Raw genomic sequence first — 20,001 nt, 5'->3', positions numbered from 1 at the left:
GTTAGTGCTCGGTTGCGTGCTCGGCGCCGGATTCGCTACCGGATTCACTGAGGCCGTAACGGCGGAGTTTGACGTACAAACTCTGGCGGCTCAAGCCCAGCAACTCAGCGGCGGAGGCGCGGTTGTCGCCGGTCAGCTCCAGCGCGGCCTCAATGCACAGGCGCTCGATCATATCGGTTGACTCCCGCACCACCTCTTTCAGCGGTACCCGCCCGACCAGTTCGGTAAGCTGTTCGACCGAGCGCGGCAGAGCACGCCCAGCCCCGGAACTGGCTGACACGCGGCGGTCGACATTGCGGATGATAAAGCCAAAACTGGGCTGATCGGCATTTTGCACCGCCACGGCGGAAATCTCGACCTCAGTCGAGCTGCCATAGTCGCTGCGCACGGTGGTGGCGAACAACCGCACCGCGCCGTGCTGACGCAGGTTGGCGATCAGCACGTTCAGGTCCACGCCGGGTCGCCCTAGCCAGCGGTCAAGCGACTCGCCGCGTGCCTGCTCCTCGGTTGAGAGCTGAGCAAGCTCTAAAAAGGCATTGTTGGCACTGAGAATGCGCCCGTCCTGACGGGTGATGACCACACCATCGGGGGCGTTTTCCAACATCTTAAACAGCCGCGAACGCGGTTCGCCAAGCATGCCGGAGTTGTTGTTGGTTTCCACCGGCGTCAGGCGCACCAGCAGCAAGGTGGCGTTCTCTTGGCGCACCGGAGCGGCCGAGACCAGGAATTCTGTCTCAGATTCGCGCAAGCGGGCACGCACGTCGCTGCCGCGCCCGGCCGAGCGCACTCCGGCGAGCAGGGACTTGATCGCCTCGGTGCTCTTGGTGTCGAAGCCCTCGGGGAAGGGGCGACCGACCAGTTTGCGCGAGTCAGTCGCGAGCAACAGGCTGGCGGCCGGGTTGGCCTCGACGATCTTGCCGTTGACCGGATCGACGATCAGAATCGCCTCGGACATGGAGCGGAACAGCAGACGGTAGCGGGTCTCGAGTTGGCGCAGGCGCCAATAGTCGCGCTCCAGCGACTGCTGGGCATCGACCAAGCGCTGCTGGAGCGCGGCGATGCCCTGCTGGCTGCGACCAACCGCAACGATGCGATGACGATCACCCAGGCTGGCAGCGCAATAACGCACAGGCAGCTCATCACCACTGAGTGCCACGTGCTCGATCTGCTCCCAGTGTGGCGGCTGCTCGTCGGCGCGGGCGCTGTCGAGCAGTTGCTCGAGCCGGGCGCGGCTGTCGTTGGTGACGGTGTCCGCCCAGTTCAGGCCAACCCAATCGCCGATCTGGTTGGAAAGCTCGTCATTGCCGAAGGCAAGATCAAGAATCCGCCCCTCACCGTCGATGATAAGCGCAATGTCGGATGCTGCGGCAATCAGCTCTGCCGCAGCATCCGTGCCCAACTCTCCCAGGGCCGATTCCGGTGCGTCGAACAATTTCACCAGTCCGCCAGAATGTCAGGCACGCACAACCCTTGCCAGCCCAAAAGGCCGGTTGGGGTGATCGCCTTGTGATGGATGCGCATGGCGCTCTTGCTGCGACATCGAGCTATTCCAATGGTCAATGGTGGTCAATGGTGGTCCGCGCCGTTTGCAGCTGAGGCAAGAACGGATATGAGGAACCCCCCTGAACCCTCCTGCGGCACCCTCGCCTGCCAGAGCTGTTTGCGCTCAAGCCGGGCCGAGAGCCGAGCCCGGTATCCGGCGCCCAGGTCCGAGCTAGGGGTCGCGTGCCTGGCTGCCGGCTGGCGACCCGAGGCTGAAAACCCGACCGACCATGCGCGAAGGCCAGTGAGGGCGCGCTGGCAGTTGGCAACAAATCAGCCGAGGCGGCACGAGCCGATGGTGGCACAGGTCACCACAGCGGGGATTCTCGCGTGGATTAGTAAAACCCGACAAAATCAATGTCAAGTCCAGTTTACGTTAAGTATAGTTGACATGAACAGTGGAGGGGCTTAATTTTTTCACTCAAGCTTTGGATCGCGATGCCCTGCTGCCTTTTCGTCTGGTAAAGTAGCGGGCTGTTTCGCCATTTCTCTGCCGATCTTCGCTGTCGGTTGTCTGGCTGCAATCGCCCACTGCCCACCGCTTACACACACCATGACTAGGCCCATCCCACCCCTCTATACCCCCGAAGAACGCCGCCGCCGCGATGAGTCCCCCTGGACTCTGGTGCAGGGCATCCTGGCGCCGGTGCAATTCCTGGTATTTCTGGTCAGCCTGGTGCTGGTGCTGCGCTATCTGGCCACCGGCAGCGGCGAATTAGCCGCCACCTGGTCGATTGTGATCAAGACGCTCATCCTCTACACCATCATGATCACCGGCTCCATCTGGGAGAAGGTGGTGTTCGGCAAGTATTTATTTGCCAGGTCGTTTTTCTGGGAAGATGTGTTCAGCATGCTGGTGCTGGCGCAGCATACCGCCTATCTGGGGGCACTGCTGACCGGCTGGCTGGATACCCGTGGGCAGATGTGGCTGGCGCTGGCGGCCTATGCCACCTATGTGGTTAACGCAACCCAGTTTCTGCTCAAGCTGCGCGCGGCGCGGCTGTCGAGCCAGGCAAACGCGACCGCCGGGGAGAACGCGGCATGACGGAGACCGCCTCGTCCAGTTCCACGACCGCTCACCCTGCCGGCTCGAGTTCCGCGCTTCCGATCCGCCAAGAGCGCGGCGAGCGCCAAGCCTTCTGCGGGCTGTCCGGAATTGTCTGGCTGCATCGCAAGATGCAGGACAGCTTTTTTCTGGTGGTCGGTTCGCGCACCTGCGCGCACATGATGCAGTCCGCTGCCGGGGTGATGATCTTTGCCGAGCCGCGTTTCGGCACCGCCCTACTGCAAGATCGCGACCTCGCTGGTCTGGCCGACGCCAACGACGAACTCGACCGGGTGGTGCGCGAACTGCTTGCACGCCGCCCGGACATCGGCACCTTGTTTCTGGTTGCCACCTGCCCGTCGGAGGTCATCAAACTCGACCTCGACACCGCCGCCGCGCGCCTGCAGCAATCACACAACGGGCGAGTGCGCATCCTCGCCTACAGCGGCAGCGGTCTGGATACCAGCTTCACCCAGGGCGAGGATACCTGCCTGCAGGCCTTGGTGCCGCACCTGCCAGAGCTGCCCGCCATGGAGCGTTCGCTGCTGGTGGTGGGCTCGCTGGCCGATGTAGTGGAAGATCAATTCAAACGGCTGTTCGATAAGCTTGGCATTGGGCCGCTACACTTCCTGCCGCCGCGTCGCGCCGCTGATCTGCCGCCAGTCGGCCCCGGCACCTTCCTGATTGCGGCCCAGCCCTTTGTCGGCGAAACCATAGACGCTCTGCGCGAGCGCGGTGCCCACCTAATCGCCGCCCCCTTTCCGCTGGGCATCCAGGGCACCCGCGCCTGGCTGCACGCGGTGGCCGCCGCCTGGGGCGTGGCACCCGAACTGGTCGACGAGGTGATCGCCGCGCCAGCCGCGCGCGCCGAGACCGCCCTGGCGCGCTACCGCGAACAACTGAGCGGCAAGCGCGTTAGCTTTCTGCCCGACTCCCAGCTCGAGATACCGCTGGGGCGCTTCCTCGCACGCGAATGCGGCATGCAGCTTGGCGAACTTGGCGTGCCCTATCTGGACCGGCGTTTGATGGAACCTGAACTGGCCCTGTTGCCGGCTAATACCCGTCTGACCGAAGGTCAGGATCTCGAGCCCCAGCTTGAGCGCCTGCGCGCGGAGCGCCCGGACATCACCGTCTGCGGCCTGGGCCTGGCCAATCCGCTCGAAGCCGAAGGGCTGACCACGAAATGGGCCATCGAGTTGGTCTTTACCCCCATTCAGGGCTTCGATCAGGCCGCCGACCTGGCCGAGCTCTTCGCCCGGCCGCTCAATCGACGTCAGCGGCTTGGGTTTTAATGGAGCAGGCATCATGGAACTGACCGTCTGGACTTACGAAGGCCCGCCGCACATTGGCGCCATGCGCATCGCCGCCTCCATGGACGCGGTGCATCTGGTGCTGCACGCCCCCCTGGGCGACAGCTATGCTGATCTACTCTTTACCATGATCGCGCGCTCACCGGCGCGCCCACCGGTCAGCTACACCAGCTTTCAGGCGCGCGACCTTGGCGGCGATACCGCGCAACTGGTCAAAACGCGCCTGGCCGAGACGGTCGCGCGCTTCAAGCCCCAGGCACTGCTGGTCGGCGAGGCCTGCACGGCCGAGTTGCTGCAAGATCAGCCCGGCGCCCTGGCCACCGGCATGGGCTTTGACATTCCGGTCATCCCGCTGGAGCTGCCCGCTTTCACCCGCAAGGAATCCTGGGGCGCGAGCGAGACCTTCCACCAACTGGTGCGCTCACTCCTGTCCGGCCGCCCGGTGCCCGAGGGCGCTGGCGACCCGGCGAGTCGCGCCAAGGCCGAAGGCCGCCGGCCACGCGCCAATTTACTCGGCCCGACCGCGCTCGGCTTCCGTTGCCGCGATGATGTCGCCGAGGTGACCAAACTGCTCGATACGCTGGGCGTCGATGTGCACCTGGTCGCGCCGGCGGGAGCGACCCCAGCGGATCTCGTGCGCATTCCCGAGGCCGATTTCAACCTCTGCCTTTATCCCGAGATCGCCCATAGCACCTGCATCTGGCTAGAGCGCATGTTCAAACAGCCCTGGGTGCGCACAGTACCCATCGGCGTTGGCGCCACCCGCGACTTTCTACTGGAGGTGGCGCGACTGGCGGGCGCCGATCCCGAACCGGCCCTGGCGCAGGCCCGCACCCGGCTGCCCTGGTTCTCACGCTCGGTCGACTCAACCTATCTCACCGGCAAACGCGTATTCATTTTCGGCGATGCCACCCATGTGATGGCCGCTGTGCGCATCGCGCGCGAGGAGCTGGGCTTTGATGTGGTCGGCCTTGGCAGCTACAGCCGCGAATTCGCCCGCGAACTGCGCGCCCTGGCAGAAGAAATTGGCGTCGAGGCGCTGATCACCGACGACTACCTGGCAGTCGAGGCGCAGGTGGCGGAACTGCACCCCGAGCTGGTGCTCGGCACCCAAATGGAGCGCCACATCGCCAAGCGACTGGGCATCCCCTGCGCGGTCATCTCCTCCCCCGTGCATGTGCAGGACTTTCCCGCCCGCTATGCGCCCCAGATGGGCTTTGAAGGCGCCAATGTCATTTTCGACACCTGGGTCCATCCGCTGATGATGGGGCTCGAAGAGCACCTGATCACCATGTTCCGCGAGGATATCGAGTTTGATGATGGCCAAGTGCCAAAGCGACGGCCCCAGGCGGCTGAAGTCAGCGCAACAGGGGGGGCTGAAGCCGGCGTACCCGAGCATGAGCGGGCTGAAGCCCGCGCACCCGCCGCCGGCGAATCCGAGGTCCGGTGGGAGACTGATGCCGAGAAGGAGTTGCGCAAGATCCCGTTTTTCGTGCGTGGTAAGGCCAGGCGAAATACCGAGAACTTTGCCCGCGAGCGTGGCATCAAAGTGATTTACGTCGATACCCTTTATGAAGCCAAGGCGCACTTCGGGCGCTGAATTCTCACTTCATTCTTGTAACCACTGACCACTGAATACTCCCATGTCCACGAATAATACTCAGCGTAACGAATTCAAACAGCTCGGCATGGAGCTTCTGCAGCGCTTTCTGCCATTCGCGGACGCGGCCACCGATGACTTGCCACTGCCACGCCTGCTGCGCCTGTCGCTGTTCCAGATTTCGGTCGGCGCCGCCATCGTGTTGCTCAATGGCACCCTGAACCGGGTCATGGTAGTGGAGCTCGGCATGCCGGTATGGGTGGTGTCTCTGATGGTGGCCTTGCCGCTGGTCTTTGCACCGCTGAGGGCACTGATCGGCCACAGGTCCGACTATCACAGATCCGCCTTCGGGCTGCGGCGAGTGCCCTACATCTGGTGGGGAACCGCGTTGCAGTTCGGTGGTTTCACCTTTATGCCCTTCGCGCTATTGCTGCTATCCGACCCCGGCAACAATGCGGCTGCCGTGGGCTATGTCGCTGCGGCCGTCGCCTTTCTGTTCGTTGGCGCGGGCCTGCACACCACCCAGACCGCCGGCTTGGCGTTGGCGACCGATCTGGCGCCTGTGGAGGCCCGCCCGCGGGTAGTGGCCTTGCTCTATGTCACCCTGCTGCTCGGCATGATGCTGAGTGCCATCCTCTACGGCCTGTTTCTGCAAGATTTTGATCAGGTGAGGCTGGTTCAGGTGATTCAGGCCACCGCCGCTATGACCGTTGCGCTAAATCTCGTCGCGCTCTGGCGCCAGGAAGCCATCGACCGCAAGCGCGCCGCCAACCCGGTGCGCGCGCCCAAGTTCTCCGCCACCTGGAAAGCCTTCATCAAGGACCGCTATGCCGCGCGCCTGCTGGTCGTCGTCGGACTCGGCACCGCGGCCTTCAGTATGCAAGACATTCTGCTCGAACCCTATGGGGGCGAGGTTCTGGGCCTGACGGTCTCCCAGACCACCCTGCTGACCGCCATCTGGGCCGGCGGCACCCTGATCGCCTTCTCGCTCGCCGGCTGGCTGCTAACAAAAGGCGGAAACCCCAACCGAATGGCCGCCATTGGCGCGGCTCTGGGGCTCTTCGCCTTCGTCGCCGTCATTGTCGCCGGCCTCCTCAGCATGCCCTGGCTCTTCCGCACCGGAGCAGGACTCATCGGCTTCGGCGGCGGACTGTTCGCAGTAGGCACCCTCACAGCCGCCATGGGGCTCGCACAAGGCGGCCACACCGGCCTGGCACTGGGCGCCTGGGGAGCCGTTCAAGCCACGGCGCAAGGTGGAGCCATTTTCCTCGGCGGCGCCATCCGCGACCTTGTCAGCATGATGGTCCACAAAGGCTGGTTTGGCGGCGAAATGTCCGGCCCGGCATTCAGCTACGGCGTGGTCTACCACCTGGAGATCATCCTGCTGCTCGCCACCCTGGTAGTCGTCTTCCCGCTAATGCGCAAAAAGAACCAACCCGATCTGGACGCACCCAAAAAATTCGGCATCTCCGAGATGCTTTAAGGTGACTTGCCCCTGCCTCGCACCTAATCGATCCTTTGTTTTCGGCGCTGATTATGCCAATCGCAAATTGTTTTCGGTTTCGGGCCGGGTGACTGACGCGAGGTGATGCGGCAAGGATGCCGCCGTGAAACCTCCCTGGATGTAATCATAGGGATGGATGCACGGCGCCCCGTGGCCGTCACCCGGCTCAGAAGGAGCGGAAATCTCACAGGGTTTCGGTATACCTCGGGTGCGGGATCAGCGGCACAACATTATCCGACAACTGCGCGGACCGATTCAGCTCAGGCACCAGTTCCCGAACCAGCCAAAGAAGTCGATCCTCCTCATAGGCATCGCAGGCCGCTTTCAACCCTTTCACACGGTCCCACAACCAGTCCCAGTCCAGATAGCGCGGGTCTGCCAAGAGCAGTTTCTCTTGAGCAGTCGGGCGCAGGTTTTCTTGCTCGTGGAACAACTCTTCGAACAGCTTTTCACCAGGACGCAGGCCTGTATAAAGAATCTCTATGTCCTCACCCGGGATTTTGCCGCTCAGACGGATCATTTGCTCGGCCAAGTAATGGATCTTGATCGGGTCGCCCATGTCCAAAACGAAAATCTCGCCACCGCATCCAACCGCTCCCGCCTCTATAATAAGCTGGCAGGCTTCGGGAATCGTCATGAAATAGCGGGTAATCTCCGGATGGGTCACTGTCACAGGCCCCCCCTTGGCGATCTGATCTCGAAACAATGGAACAACGCTGCCCGCCGAACCCAGCACATTGCCGAAGCGCACCGTCACGAACCGAGTCGCGGACCGGGCATTCAAGTTCTGGCAGAAAATCTCCGCAATCCGCTTGCTCGCCCCCATTACATTCGTGGGATTGACCGCCTTGTCGGTCGAAATCAGAATAAACGCCCCGCAGCCATAACGATCAGCTGTCTGAGCTGCAGTGACAGTACCAAGGACATTGTTTCGTATGGCCTCGCGCACCTGCCCTTCAAGCATCGGCACATGCTTATAGGCCGCCGCGTGGAACACTAAATCCGGGCGATGGTGCGCGAAGACCCATTCCAACGCAACCCGGTCACGAACATCCACCAGGTGAGCATGCAGCGCCAAACACGGAAAGCTCCCGCGCAATTCTTGCTCAACCTTGTAGAGGTTATGCTCACCGTTTTCGACAATGACCAGCGACGATGGATCAAGCCCGGCCAATTGGCGACAAAGCTCGGAACCGATAGAACCGCCTCCCCCGCTGACCAGCACACACTTACGTGCGACATGCTCTGTCACGGTCCCCCAGGAGAGTCGAATCGGGTCTCGACCAAGAAGGTCCTCAATCGCCACCTCGCGCAGCTCCTTTATCGAAACCTGGCCAGACACCAAGTCCCTTGTCTGCGGCAAGATGCGAAACGGTACCCCACTGCGTTCGCAAACCTCAACTACCCGGCGCACCTGCCGGCTCGATCCGCCCGGCAACGCGATCAATATCAGCTCAACACTATGGTTTTTTGCAAAAAAGGGAACCCTGTCCACTGAGCCAACAACCCGAACCCCGTGAATTTCTTTCCCTTCTTTAGAGTGGTCGTCATCAACAAATGCGACAGGACTAAAGCCCAGTTCCGGCTGGCGGAGGAGGTCTCGAACCAGAATTTCACCGGCCCGACCGGCACCCACAATTAAGACATTCTTCGTATCACGACCATACAAGCGTCTATCCTTATAACCACGATACGCAAATCTTGATCCACCGAGTAAAAACAAGAGAAATACCGAATAAAGCAACGGTACTGATCGAGGCATTGCCTCCAACCTGTTAAGCATAAAAAGGATGACAGTTCCGAGAATAACTCCGGCGAGCACCGCCTTGCCAATCCGCTGAAGATCGGGAATCGAGGCAAAACGCCATACCCCGCGATAAAGGCCGAAGAACCAGAACACTCCTCCTTGAACCAACATAAGTAATGGCAAAGCGACGAGCGCCTGATCGAAAAACCACACCGGTACTGCCTCAAGGTTAAACCTAACCCAATAGGCAGCTAGCCAAGCAAGAGGGACCATTGCCAGGTCGTACAAAAATACAACGAATGGATTACGCAATCTATTTATCATATATTTTTTACTTAACGCTGCCGGATCATAGCATTTTTTGTTTTCGTTCGCGGATTGCACATATTGATTTCTGCCGAAAATCGGTTTTCAGTTTCGGTCAAGGCTGCAAGAGCAGACCACGCAAGAAACCGTTCTTTTCGCGGTCAATCTTTCTAGCCTAACGTGTGTACCTCATGTTAACTAACACTGCAATACTGCGGTGAAAAACTGGTGCACCCTGAGCCGATAGCGGCCTGCACCACCGACCTCAAGGAGACAACGCCGGATTTGACGCATTTCCTCAGTGTAACTATACTGTTCGGCTTGATCGCAAAAGCAGCATCTTTTGAGGAGTTATCCATGTACGCCGTGATTCGCACCGGTGGCAAACAGTATCGGGTCGCCGAGGGCGACAAGTTGCGCGTTGAGAAGCTCGTCGCTGACGAGGGCGCGGAGATTTCGTTCGATGAGGTGATGATGCTGGCCGACGGGGACCAGGTCCAGGTCGGCAAACCTTTTCTGAGCGGGCAGCAGGTTCAGGCACGGGTGCTGAGCCATGGGCGTGGCAAGAAGGTGAAGATCATCAAGTTTCGTCGTCGCAAGCATCATCTTAAGCGTCAGGGGCATCGTCAGTCCTTCACTGAGGTGCGCATTACCGGCATTGGTGGCGCCAGCAGCGCGGCAAGCGCTCGCCCGGCTGCTGTTTCCGCGCCGGTTGAAGCAGCCGCTGCCGCCTGACCGACGGATTTTCTGGAGAACTCTCATGGCACACAAAAAAGCAGGCGGTAGTTCGCGCAACGGTCGCGATTCAGAATCCAAACGCCTTGGCGTGAAGCGCTTTGGCGGGCAGGCGGTTAACGCCGGCACTATTATTGTGCGGCAGCGCGGCACGCGCTTTCACAATGGCGAGAATGTCGGCCTTGGACGCGACCATACCCTTTTTGCACTCGCCGATGGTGTGGTGCAGTTTGACGTGAAGGGCCCCAACAACCGCAAGTTTGTCAGCGTGCAGCCGGTTGCCGGCTGAAGCGCATTCACTACATTCCGCTATAACGTCCGGCTGCCGGGCAGCCTGCCATGAAATTTGTCGACGAGGCCATGATTCGGGTCGAAGCCGGCGATGGCGGGGCTGGCTGCGTGAGCTTTCGGCGCGAGAAGTTCATCCCCAAGGGTGGGCCAGACGGCGGCGATGGGGGTGATGGTGGGTCGGTCTATCTCCTCGGGGATAGCGGACTCAACACCCTAGTCGATTTCCGCCATAAGCGGGTACATCGTGCCGAGCGCGGTCGCGCCGGCATGGGCCGCAACATGACGGGCCGCTCGGGCGAGAATCTCATTATTCCAGTGCCCGTTGGCACGCGCGTGCGAGATGAAGAAACCGGCGAGTTGCTTGGCGAGGTATTGCAGCCTGACGAGCAACTGCTGGTTGCACGCGGCGGCTTTCACGGCATCGGCAATGCCCGTTACAAGTCCAGCACCAATCGCGCCCCCCGCCAGTCGACTCCTGGCACCCGGGGAGACAAGCGCGCACTCATGCTGGAGCTGATCCTGCTCGCCGACGTCGGACTGCTCGGTCTGCCAAACGCCGGCAAGTCGAGCCTGATTCAGCGTATCTCAAGCGCAAGGCCCAAGGTGGCGGATTATCCTTTCACCACCCTGTATCCCAATCTCGGCGTGGTGCGCGTCTCCGAGCGGCGGCATTTTGTGATGGCCGATATTCCGGGGCTCATTTCTGGAGCATCCGATGGCGCCGGGCTTGGTATCCGCTTTCTCAAGCATCTGGAACGCACCCGCCTGCTGCTGCATCTGGTCGACATCGCACCACTGCCGCATGCCCCGTCCCCTGTCGAGCAGGTGCGCACCATTGAGCAAGAGCTTGGCGCCTTTGAGCGGGATCTGAGCGGGCGCGAGCGCTGGCTGGTGTTGAACAAGATCGACCTGCTCGACGATGATGCGCTGGCGGAGGCGCGCGATCAGCTCCGCCAGACGCTCGACTGGCTAGGTCCGCTCTTCTGCATTTCGGCCGCCACGGGCGCCGGCACGGCGGAGTTGACTGCCGCCCTGATGCAACATCTCGAACACCGCCAACCCGAGCCTGCCGACACTCCCGCACCGGATAGCGACCAAGCGGACGACTCCTGGCACCCACTCGGCTAGCGACACAGCAAGCATCTTCAAGGTGCCAGACTCAAGGGTTCATATCTGCAAGCTGTCAAAGATGTTCCGCCAAACCGGCTATCTGCCCGGCGGCTTATACCCAGTGCCTTCTGTTTTCTGCCGACTTCCTTTTATCCACTGAAACGCCATGCAGCATCCGGGGCCACTTTTCGCACGCGAGCGTATTCCAAGCATCAAGCGCTGGGTGGTCAAGATTGGCAGCGCACTGCTGACCGCCGATGGCGAGGGCCTGTCGGTGGACATTCTCGCGCCCTGGATCGCGCAAATCTCCGCGCAATGCCAACAGGGTCACCAGGTGGTGCTAGTGTCCTCAGGGGCGGTGGCCCAGGGCATGGCGCGCATGGGCTGGCGGCAGCGACCACGCAGATTGCACGAGCTTCAGGCGGCCGCTGCCATCGGACAGATGGGTCTGGTCCGCGCTTACGAGGACGGCTTTGCCCGTCAGGGTCTACACACGGCACAGATTCTGCTCACTCGTGACGACCTGGCCAACCGTGCGCGCTATTTAAACGCCCGCAGCACGCTCAAGACGCTCTTATCGCTGGGCGTGATCCCAGTGGTGAACGAAAACGACACTGTCGCCACTGACGAGCTGCGCTTTGGCGACAACGACACTCTGGCGGCGCTGGTCGCAAACCTGATCGAGGCCGAGCTGTTGATTTTACTGACCGACCAGGACGGGCTATTCGAGACCGATCCACGCATCAACCCGGATGCGAGCTTGATTAGCGAGACGCGCATTGACGACCACCGTCTCGACACCGCCGCCGGCGGCAGCCGTTCTGGCCTTGGCCGTGGCGGCATGCTGACCAAAGTCCGCGCCGCGCGCCTGGCCGCGCGCTCTGGCTGCGCGACCGTGATCGCACCGGGACGCCGCGCCGGGGTGCTTGATGCGATTCACTCCGGGGTGGACATTGGCACCCTACTGATGCCCGTGCAAGGTCCGCAGGCTGCCCGCAAGCAGTGGCTGGCGGGGCAACTCCAGCCCCAAGGCCGCCTGCTACTCGACGATGGCGCCGTGCGCGCATTGCGCGAGAAAGGTCGCAGCCTGCTCGCGGTCGGCGTAAAAGCGGTAGAAGGCCACTTCAGCCGCGGCGATCCTGTCGTCTGTGTCGACCCAGCCGGTCGGGCAATCGCCCGCGGCCTAGTCAACTATGATGCCACCGACACCCGCCGCCTGCTCGGCCAGCCCAGCAGCAATTTTTCCGCGATTCTCGGCTTTATGGATGATGCGGAACTCATCCACCGGGATAATCTGGTCATGGTCTGACTTGCCAGCACCGGACAAAAACCTTAGCCTTGACGCGACCGCAGCGGGAGACTGGTGCGATGAACGCAGCCCCATCAACTTCGCCCCGATTTACTCCGTCCGGCTGTCTCGCACAAAGACGCCTGACGGCCAGGCCAGACTTTTTTAATCTGACAAGGTTGCCCGATCAATGACCACGGATTTCGAGCGCGCGCGTTTTAACATGATCGAACAGCAGGTTCGCCCCTGGCAGGTACTGGATGACAGGGTGCTGGGCATCATGGGCGAACTGCCGCGCGAGCGTTTTGTGCCAGATGCCTACCAGGGTCTGGCCTACGCGGATATAGAGATTCCCATCGGCGCGGCACCCTCGCAGCGCATGCTGCCGCCAAAGATCGTCGGGCGCCTGCTGCAAGCGCTAGCGCTTGAGTCCACCGACCGCGTCTATGAAATCGGCACCGGCACCGGCTATCTGACCGCCTGCCTTGCCCAGCTGGGTGAGGCGGTGCACAGCGTCGAGATCGACAGCACGTTAGCGGATCAGGCGCGCGAGCGGCTAATTGCCGAGGGCACACCTGGGCGCATTGAGATCAGGGCGATGGATGCCTTTGGCGCGCCCTTTGATGAGCGCCACGATGCCGCACCCTTTGCTGCCATTGCGGTGACCGGCTCGGTACCCACGGCGGAGCCGCTGATCCGATTACGTGAACAGCTGATTGATGGCGGGCGCCTCTTTGCCTTTGTGGGCGAGGCACCCGTGATGGAGGCGGTGCTCATCCAGCGCCTGGGCCCTGGGCAATATCGGCAGGAGTCGCTGTTTGAGACCTGTGTGCCGGCGCTCGAGAATGCCCCCCAGCCAGAAGCCTTTGTCTTCTAGACGTCCGCACAGGCTCCAGACGAAAAATGCAGGATATCAGCCCCACCGACTTGAGCGAGCGCCTCGCGACAGACCAGGAACCACCTCTGTTGCTCGATGTGCGCGAACCCTGGGAAACCGCCATCTGCCAGATCCCCGGCTCGCATCTGCTCCCCATGCGCGAGATCCCCGAGCGGCGCGCTGGCCTGGATGCCAACCGCGAGACCGTTGTCATCTGCCACCATGGGGTGCGCAGCTTACAGGTCGCGCTTTACCTAGAGCGCATGGGCCATCGCAATATTTTTAACTTGCAAGGCGGCATCGCCGCCTGGGCCAAACAGGTCGACCCCCAAATGGCGACCTATTGAGCCATTCGCCATCAACCTTGAGCCAACTACCCTGCCCTGCTTTCGCCGCCCCGCGAGGAGTCTGTGATGAGTACCCACCAAGCCGCCATGCCGTTGTGCCAAAGTCAGTTCGCGCAGCTGTTGATCATTGACGCCCAGGAGCGATTGGCCGCCGCCATGGACCAGGAGCTGCGTGCCAATGTTGAAGAGAACATCAACCGCCTGATTCAGGCAGCCAAGATTCTCGACATCCCGGTCATCGCCACCGAGCAGAATCCGGCCGGGCTGGGAACAACCATTCAGGGCATTCGCGAGCACCTGCCATCTGAGGTGGTTGCCACGGAAAAAACCTGTTTCTCATGCTGCACCGCGTCAGGTTTTGAGCGCAACTTAACCAGCGCGCCGGAGCGCAAGCAGGTGGTGCTGGTTGGCATGGAGGCGCATATCTGCATCGTACAGACTGCCTCCGGGTTGCAACGCTGGGGCTATCAGGTGTTCGTGGCGGCCGATGCTATCTGCTCACGCCACGCCCATCATCGTGATAACGCGCTAGAGCGCATGCGCCACTGCGGCATTCACGTCACCAACGCTGAATCCGTCGCCTTCGAGTGGCTGGGCGACTCCAACCACGAGCGCTTCCGCCCGGTTTGGCAGTTGTTCAAGTAGCGGGCTTATCCTGGGACAGACCGCCCGGCTGGAGCCAGCCAGGAAAAGATCAACCGCAGTAAAGCCTCCAGCGGCCAGTTCGAGGTGGGCGGATAGCGAAACGCTCCCGGATCGTCAATTCGGTATCGGGATAATACGGCAATTCTCGGCCAGCGCATCCGGTAGCACGAGCACGCCCATCTGGGAGCCTCCCCCCGCTATGGATTTCTGCCATCGGGCTTCAACATCCTCGACCGACAGGCCCAACTCGGCTTCCAGCAACGCCTTGAGCCGTTTGGGGATTCGCTGATAGCGCTCCGCATTCCAGGCGACCAGGAGATCGTCTCTATCAGAGCATTGCACTCCCTCGGGATTGAATCCCGGAGTCATCGCCTGACTGAGCGGCAGGCGAAAACGCAGATTGCCCGCCGTCACTGCCCGATCCCCCAGGATTAAACCCCGCCGAAACCCCAATGCCCGCGCTTGGGTGACCTTTTCATTGAAGGGATCCTCATACCGATGCCAGTCTTGTACTAACGGCCATTTTTGAACCCGCCACGCCATCGCCACCAGCACGATCAGGGGCATCATCAGGCAAACCGATACGAATGCCTTTACCCGAGCCTCTGTCAAGGCGGCCGCACCCATCATGGCGAAAATGAAAAGCGGAAAGACCAGCAGCAAAGGGAGCAGCCAGCGGTCTTTGAAGTGGGACACCCCAAACAGGGCCATTAGTACCAAAAGTCCCAGCACGGCCCAAAAGTAATGATGGATGGGAAAGGGCGTTGGGCCACCACGGCGTTTCACCAAAGCGCGCGCGAAGTCTCGCTTGAAGACCACCCCCAGCACCAGCAGCAGTGGCGCCAAAAATGCCAGCACCGCCACCAGTGAAGAGCCCATTCCGGACCATGGCCAGAAGCCAACACCGACATCTAACTTATCCAGGGATCGCGTTCCCAGGTCTCGGTTTTGCCACAGCCACAACCCATGGGGCAGCATCACCAGCACTGCCACCAAGGCACTCCACAGGATGTTTGGATGCAGCAACACCGCTCGCCCCCGTGGAAAACTCAGCAGAGCCATTCCAGCAGCGGCAGCAAAGATCAAAAAGTTGTACTTGGACAACACCCCAAGCCCAAGCAACAGGCCAATTAGCAGATAATTCCATACATGAGGCCGATCCAGCCAGCGTAGCATCATATAAAAGGACGCAGCCGCCACCGTGGTCACTATCACCGAGTGACTCAGGTCCCGCTGGGACTCCCAAGCTACCTGGGGAATTAGAAACAGGGACAAGGTTGCCAGCACCGCAAGCCTCAAATCCCCCAGCAGGCATCGGGCGGCAAGAAACACGAAAACCCAAGTCAGAAACAGCAGGGAGTTCTTAAGGATGCTCAGCGACCACAGGTTCACCCCAAACACACGGAACACTGCGCCCTGCAACCAGTCGTAGAGTGGCGGCTGCCCTGAATACCCAGCCAGCCACCACTGGGTGACGATCACCTGTTCGGCTTCGTCCAGTTCCAGTACAGCGGTCCCAGTGGCACGGATGACCACATGAAGGGCGAAATAAATACCCAGTCCCAACAGAAGAAGAAGGGGCCAGTGTCGGTGATTGTCCTGCATTGGCGCAGTATCCCATCGTTGCTCAGACCGGTCCATTCCGGCCCTGCCACCCGGTTTGGCCCTTGTTCAAGTCGTGGGAGCGGCTGCGGACAGCCCGTCCAGATAGGGATCGATCAACCCGAGCAGACGCTTCAGTGCCCCCCGGTTGGCGGCAACGGCCTGGCGACCATTCTCGCCGATGCGCGCGCGCTCGGCGGCATCGGTTAACCACAGATGCAAGCGGTCGGTTAGTTCATCGACTGAGCGCACCTGGACCGCTGCCTGATGCTCGATGAGCACACGGGTGACTTCCAGAAAATTGAACACATGGGGACCAACAATCACAGGCACCCCAACGGCTGCCGCCTCAAGCAGGTTATGCCCCCCAGTCGGCACCAGACTGCCGCCGACAAAGGCGGCATCGGCCGCCGCGATAAAGCTCACCAGCTCGCCCATGGTATCGCCAAGATACAGGCTAGCCTGATCACAGCAAGCCTGACCTGCGCTGCGACGCGCGAGACGAAAGCCACGCCGCTGCGCCAACGCCGCTACCCGATCAAATCGGTCCGGATGGCGCGGCACCAGCACCAACAAAGCCGCCGGTAGGCGCTCTCGCAGTCGGGCATGGGCTTGCAAAAGCAGGTCTTCCTCGCCCTCGTGGGTGCTGGCAGCGACCCAAACCGGGCGATTGCTACCCCAACAGCGACGCATGACCTCGGCTTGATCCGTCAGGCTGGCGGGCAATTGCAGGTCGAACTTGATGCTTCCGGTCACAGCTACTCGCTCTGCAGGCACGCCAAGGCCGATAAAGCGCTCGGCATCGGCCTGAGTTTGCGCGGCAATGAGCGTTAGACGCCGCATGCTCTCGCCCGCCAAAGGCTGGGCCCGCTTGTAGCCGCTCGCCGAACGCTGTGACAGCCTGGCATTCACCAGCAGTACCGGTATCCCGCGTCGCTCGCATTCAGCCAGCAGGTTGGGCCAAATTTCGGTCTCCATCACAATGGCCAGGCGCGGCGACACCCGCGCAAGAAAACGCCGCACAACGGGTGTGAGATCAAAGGGGCAATAAAGATGAGCAACACGATCGCCAAAGAGTTCGCCAAGCCGGCGCGCGCCTGTTGGCGTGGTGGTGGTGACCAGTATCCGGGCAGCCGGGTCGCGCAGCAGCAGATGGCGAATCATGGGCTGCGCGGCCTGCACCTCACCCACTGACACAGCATGCACCCAGATGGTGGCAGGCCCGGATGGCTGGTTGTAAAACCCCAGACGCTCGCGCCAGCGCTCGCGATAAGCCGGCGCGCGCAGGCTGCGCCACAGCAGCCGCAGGAGCAGCGCTGGCAGTAGCAAGTAGAGCAGGGTTGAATACAATCGGCGTCTTATCATTGGGCGTTCTTTATCGAGAAACACCGGCGGCACACCCCATTCGACCTGCGCATAAACAACCAGAAACAGCAACGCGAGAAACTCCGGGAAGAATCGTTCCAGGGCTTCTTTCCGGGGGCTGTCGTAGTCGCCCTTGGGCGACTCGACTGGGGCATTAGGTGTGTCGATGGTAATGAGGCGAGTCTAGCCGATTAAGTGCCAGTAGACACAGCTACTGGCCGGACTCTGCGCAAAGCGAAAAGCCCCGAGGCACAAACTTCGCGCGCAATCTTACATCGCGGGGCCGACCCTATGTGACCCCTTATAGCTCCGGTTCAGTGATCCCTGCGTTGTTTGTTCAGCCAGGCTTCGATCAGATCGGGATCAAACCGCCCCAGCACCTCATCGGGACCCAGCCCCTTCAAGCGCGCTTCGGGATCGAGCCCCTTCAGCCGCGCCTCAGGATCAAGCCCCTTGAGCCGTTGCTCAGGATCAAAGCGTCTGAGGATGGCTTCCGGATCGCGTTTGAGCGCGTTCTCTAGCACCATCTCATCGGTTTCGCGCACGAAGTCTTCCAGGGTGTAGGCCATGTCGGGTGCCTCGCGTTGGTAAATCAGGTGAAGCGTTCGAGCAGTTTCCAGTAACCGCGCTCATTGCGCTCGCGGGGGCGGGCGCGGTAGCGCTCGAGCCCCTGGCGCATCCGATCCTGCTGGCTGGAAAACAGTTCCCAGGGAGCGTTGCGCGGGTGTTTGGCAATTTGGTTCAGGACGATCATGCGCACGCGATGACCACCCCAGGGGAGATCGTAGACCCCTTGCCAAGCGGTGGGTTCCAGGCGGTCGGCTTGGGACAGCGCGCGGGGAAAACGGGTGGCGACGGCGTACAGGCCAAAGGCGTCGAGCGGGTGGCGCGCGTTATCGGGATTCAGTTTAACCTTGCGGTAAATGACGTAGTAGCCAATCAGCTCGTCCAGCGACCAGACATCCAGCGCCTCGTGGCGGGATTTGTAGCTGAGCAGGTTGATGGCACACAGATTCTCCAGCCCATCGGGCAGCGGGTCTGGCAGGTACGCCTTGCGGCCCTCTTCGGCTGCTTCGATGATTGCCACGTCGAGTTCCTGGCTGGTCAGGGCCAGTTCTTGTTCGAGTTCCACCCGCCAGGGAGCACCCGCAAACACATCAACCAGCGCAATGCCGAACGCTCGGTGCCATTGGCGCTGCGGCTCTTTGTCAGGGTTGTCCGGGACTTCGTTCACCATGAGGAAAGTGTAGCGGATTGCGCGTCTGTCGGCACAGTCACTCACTGCACCAAGTATCACGCGAAAATGCGCCCGAGACGTGAACCCATGAGCACTGCGGGCTGGCACATCGGAGTGGCCGATGCGCAAAAGCAGCTGCTGTGCGAAGGCGAGGAAGGCCATCTACAGGATTATTCCCGCCAGCATCTGTTCTCCGGCTACGTCGGCGGCGAGCCAGAAGACAAAACTGCCGCCCTCTCTGCCGATGGCTGGTTTCGCACCGGCGATCTGGGCGTGATGAACAACGGCGAGATCACCATCACCGGCCACACTGTCATGGATAGCATCTCGGGTACGTTGGCGCAAGCGGATTAAAGTTGGGAGTGTTTCATGATCAATGCCATTAAATTGAGTCCAACATCTTTGATTTCTCACCCCGCAGGTAAAGTGTATCAGGGGATAAATCAATGTCTTCACGCCATGCGACCGTGCCATTCTCTACATGCGCCCGCATGAACACTCCAGACTCTTTCAGCTCTGCATAAGCCGGAAAATCAAGGTAAGGCCGCATGTCAAATCGGCGTGTTTCACCTGTCTCAAATTCTGCCTCAATCCAAAAATCTGGAGTGGCGACAACTTTAATGACATCGGGAGTTAGCATTTTTTTACCGCAATGGATCGATCTTGAAAGGCGTTTGTCCAGAACTTGCTAAATACCAATCGGCCATCAGCTCGTCTTGGTGTAGTTCAATCCAAGCTTGAACCAGCTTCATCTGGCGTATTGGAAAATCTCCTTCAAGCACTTCGCCATCAGGTATTTTCAGCACAGCTTTGTATTCGTTATAACGAATGTGAATGTGGGGAAGATGATGCTTCTCTGTATCAAGCGCATACATGGCAACTAAAATACCATAAAACATGCTGATTGTTGGCATGATGAAAATTACCAGAAATACTAAATGCTATGTATGAAGCGCAAAAATAATTCTAACCTGACCTCTTTCCTTTGCCACCGAGCTGTTGGAGTTCTTTGTCGAGAAACTCTGGAAAGAATCGCTCCAGGGCTTCTTTCCAGGGTCTGTTGTAGTCGGGTTTGTCGCTGGTGTCAGCGGCTTGGGCGTCGGCTGTCATGAGCGGAGTTTAGCCGATTCGGTGGCGGGAGTGGGAGGGTTGGGCGCTGGCTGGTGGGATTTAAGTATATGTCCCGGAATTCGGGCGATGCGCAAAACCAGCTGCTTTGCGAAGGCGAGGAAGGCCATCTACAGGTTTATTCCCGCCAGCATCTGTTCTCCGGCTACGTCGGCGGCGAGCCAGGCGACACAGCTGCCGCCTTCACTGCCGATAGCTGGTTTCGCAAGTCGCGCATGAAGTCACGCAACAGCTGAGCGCCGGCGCGCGCAGGCTGCGCCACAGCAGCAGCGCTGGCAGGAGCAAGTAGAGCAGGGTTGAATACAATCGGCGTCTTATCATT

Annotated in this window: 21 protein-coding genes and 1 pseudogene; 13 read left to right on the top strand and 9 right to left on the bottom strand. The window is 60.6% G+C overall.

Translation table 11 applies throughout. From position 1 onward, the window contains the following. Position 1 precedes the first annotated feature (1 nt). Positions 2-1,438 (bottom strand): transcriptional regulator PpsR, encoded by a 1,437-nt coding sequence (ppsR, locus tag Thiofri_RS05505; RefSeq protein ID WP_143742002.1) that lies wholly within the window; start codon positions 1,436-1,438, stop codon positions 2-4. 657 nt (positions 1,439-2,095) lie between these two features. Here ppsR and bchF point away from each other — a divergent pair. From bchF to Thiofri_RS05485, 4 genes are read left to right on the top strand one after another with little or no spacing between them, the layout of a single operon-like run. Continuing rightward, the gene (bchF, locus tag Thiofri_RS05500) at positions 2,096-2,587 is read left to right on the top strand and encodes a 2-vinyl bacteriochlorophyllide hydratase (RefSeq protein WP_009150713.1); all 492 of its coding nucleotides are present in this window, start codon (positions 2,096-2,098) and stop codon (positions 2,585-2,587) included. Continuing rightward, a complete protein-coding gene (locus Thiofri_RS05495; RefSeq protein WP_009150712.1) occupies positions 2,584-3,879 on the top strand; it encodes a ferredoxin:protochlorophyllide reductase (ATP-dependent) subunit N in 1,296 nt (431 codons plus the stop codon). Before bchF ends, Thiofri_RS05495 begins: the two co-directional genes overlap by 4 nt. Positions 3,880-3,892: 13 nt before the next feature. Beyond that, a complete protein-coding gene (bchB, locus tag Thiofri_RS05490) occupies positions 3,893-5,497 on the top strand; it encodes a ferredoxin:protochlorophyllide reductase (ATP-dependent) subunit B (RefSeq protein WP_009150711.1) in 1,605 nt (534 codons plus the stop codon). A 43-nt stretch (positions 5,498-5,540) separates the two neighbouring features. Then, positions 5,541-6,980, top strand: a complete 1,440-nt coding sequence (locus Thiofri_RS05485; protein WP_009150710.1) for a BCD family MFS transporter — start codon at positions 5,541-5,543, stop codon at positions 6,978-6,980. A 205-nt stretch (positions 6,981-7,185) separates the two neighbouring features. Here Thiofri_RS05485 and Thiofri_RS05480 read toward each other — a convergent pair whose 3' ends face one another. After that, positions 7,186-9,060, bottom strand: coding sequence for a polysaccharide biosynthesis protein (locus tag Thiofri_RS05480; RefSeq protein WP_223296817.1), 1,875 nt, complete (start codon positions 9,058-9,060; stop codon positions 7,186-7,188). 351 nt (positions 9,061-9,411) lie between these two features. On the opposite strand from Thiofri_RS05480, the pseudogene rplU reads away from it, so the two are divergent. The 7 genes and pseudogenes from rplU to Thiofri_RS05445 all read left to right on the top strand — a co-directional run. Further along, positions 9,412-9,720, top strand: a pseudogene (gene rplU / locus Thiofri_RS05475) (50S ribosomal protein L21); the annotation flags it as partial. Between the two features lie 94 nt (positions 9,721-9,814). Next, on the top strand, positions 9,815-10,078 hold the full coding sequence (gene rpmA / locus Thiofri_RS05470) for a 50S ribosomal protein L27 (protein WP_009150707.1): 264 nt from the start codon (positions 9,815-9,817) through the stop codon (positions 10,076-10,078). 50 nt (positions 10,079-10,128) lie between these two features. Next, on the top strand, positions 10,129-11,208 hold the full coding sequence (gene cgtA, locus Thiofri_RS05465) for an Obg family GTPase CgtA (RefSeq protein WP_009150706.1): 1,080 nt from the start codon (positions 10,129-10,131) through the stop codon (positions 11,206-11,208). 148 nt (positions 11,209-11,356) lie between these two features. Further along, a complete protein-coding gene (gene proB / locus Thiofri_RS05460; protein ID WP_009150705.1) occupies positions 11,357-12,499 on the top strand; it encodes a glutamate 5-kinase in 1,143 nt (380 codons plus the stop codon). A 169-nt stretch (positions 12,500-12,668) separates the two neighbouring features. Then, the gene (locus Thiofri_RS05455; protein WP_009150704.1) at positions 12,669-13,355 is read left to right on the top strand and encodes a protein-L-isoaspartate O-methyltransferase family protein; all 687 of its coding nucleotides are present in this window, start codon (positions 12,669-12,671) and stop codon (positions 13,353-13,355) included. A 26-nt stretch (positions 13,356-13,381) separates the two neighbouring features. Beyond that, entirely contained in the window at positions 13,382-13,702 is a 321-nt protein-coding gene (locus Thiofri_RS05450; RefSeq protein ID WP_009150703.1) for a rhodanese-like domain-containing protein, read from the top strand. Between the two features lie 66 nt (positions 13,703-13,768). Next, complete coding sequence (locus Thiofri_RS05445; protein ID WP_009150702.1) at positions 13,769-14,347, top strand: isochorismatase family protein; 579 nt, start codon at positions 13,769-13,771, stop codon at positions 14,345-14,347. A 114-nt stretch (positions 14,348-14,461) separates the two neighbouring features. Here Thiofri_RS05445 and Thiofri_RS05440 read toward each other — a convergent pair whose 3' ends face one another. From Thiofri_RS05440 to Thiofri_RS05425, 4 genes are all read right to left on the bottom strand, one after another. Then, on the bottom strand, positions 14,462-15,952 hold the full coding sequence (locus Thiofri_RS05440) for an ArnT family glycosyltransferase (RefSeq protein ID WP_009150701.1): 1,491 nt from the start codon (positions 15,950-15,952) through the stop codon (positions 14,462-14,464). Positions 15,953-16,018: 66 nt separating this feature from the next. Further along, complete coding sequence (waaA, locus tag Thiofri_RS05435) at positions 16,019-17,386, bottom strand: lipid IV(A) 3-deoxy-D-manno-octulosonic acid transferase (protein ID WP_009150700.1); 1,368 nt, start codon at positions 17,384-17,386, stop codon at positions 16,019-16,021. A 242-nt stretch (positions 17,387-17,628) separates the two neighbouring features. Further along, entirely contained in the window at positions 17,629-17,883 is a 255-nt protein-coding gene (locus tag Thiofri_RS05430) for a hypothetical protein (protein ID WP_009150699.1), read from the bottom strand. Positions 17,884-17,906: 23 nt separating this feature from the next. Beyond that, positions 17,907-18,551 (bottom strand): hypothetical protein, encoded by a 645-nt coding sequence (locus Thiofri_RS05425; RefSeq protein ID WP_040857503.1) that lies wholly within the window; start codon positions 18,549-18,551, stop codon positions 17,907-17,909. Between the two features lie 87 nt (positions 18,552-18,638). Here Thiofri_RS05425 and Thiofri_RS05420 point away from each other — a divergent pair, with 87 nt between their 5' ends. Continuing rightward, entirely contained in the window at positions 18,639-18,905 is a 267-nt protein-coding gene (locus Thiofri_RS05420) for an AMP-binding protein (RefSeq protein WP_040857501.1), read from the top strand. Between the two features lie 28 nt (positions 18,906-18,933). On the opposite strand, the gene Thiofri_RS05415 is transcribed toward Thiofri_RS05420, so the two are convergent. From Thiofri_RS05415 to Thiofri_RS05405, 3 genes are read right to left on the bottom strand one after another with little or no spacing between them, the layout of a single operon-like run. Continuing rightward, the gene (locus Thiofri_RS05415; RefSeq protein ID WP_009150697.1) at positions 18,934-19,191 is read right to left on the bottom strand and encodes a DUF2442 domain-containing protein; all 258 of its coding nucleotides are present in this window, start codon (positions 19,189-19,191) and stop codon (positions 18,934-18,936) included. 4 nt (positions 19,192-19,195) lie between these two features. Then, positions 19,196-19,465 (bottom strand): DUF4160 domain-containing protein, encoded by a 270-nt coding sequence (locus Thiofri_RS05410; protein WP_009150696.1) that lies wholly within the window; start codon positions 19,463-19,465, stop codon positions 19,196-19,198. 52 nt (positions 19,466-19,517) lie between these two features. Continuing rightward, the gene (locus Thiofri_RS05405) at positions 19,518-19,661 is read right to left on the bottom strand and encodes a hypothetical protein (RefSeq protein ID WP_009150695.1); all 144 of its coding nucleotides are present in this window, start codon (positions 19,659-19,661) and stop codon (positions 19,518-19,520) included. 68 nt (positions 19,662-19,729) lie between these two features. Between Thiofri_RS05405 and Thiofri_RS05400 the strand changes: the two genes are divergently transcribed. Beyond that, complete coding sequence (locus Thiofri_RS05400) at positions 19,730-19,915, top strand: hypothetical protein (RefSeq protein WP_040857498.1); 186 nt, start codon at positions 19,730-19,732, stop codon at positions 19,913-19,915. Positions 19,916-20,001 lie beyond the last annotated feature (86 nt).

Source organism: Thiorhodovibrio frisius (assembly GCF_033954835.1).
Lineage (GTDB): Bacteria > Pseudomonadota > Gammaproteobacteria > Chromatiales > Chromatiaceae > Thiorhodovibrio > Thiorhodovibrio frisius.
The sequence above is the reverse complement of the archived record's forward strand: the minus strand, read 5'-3'. Positions and strand labels throughout refer to the sequence as shown.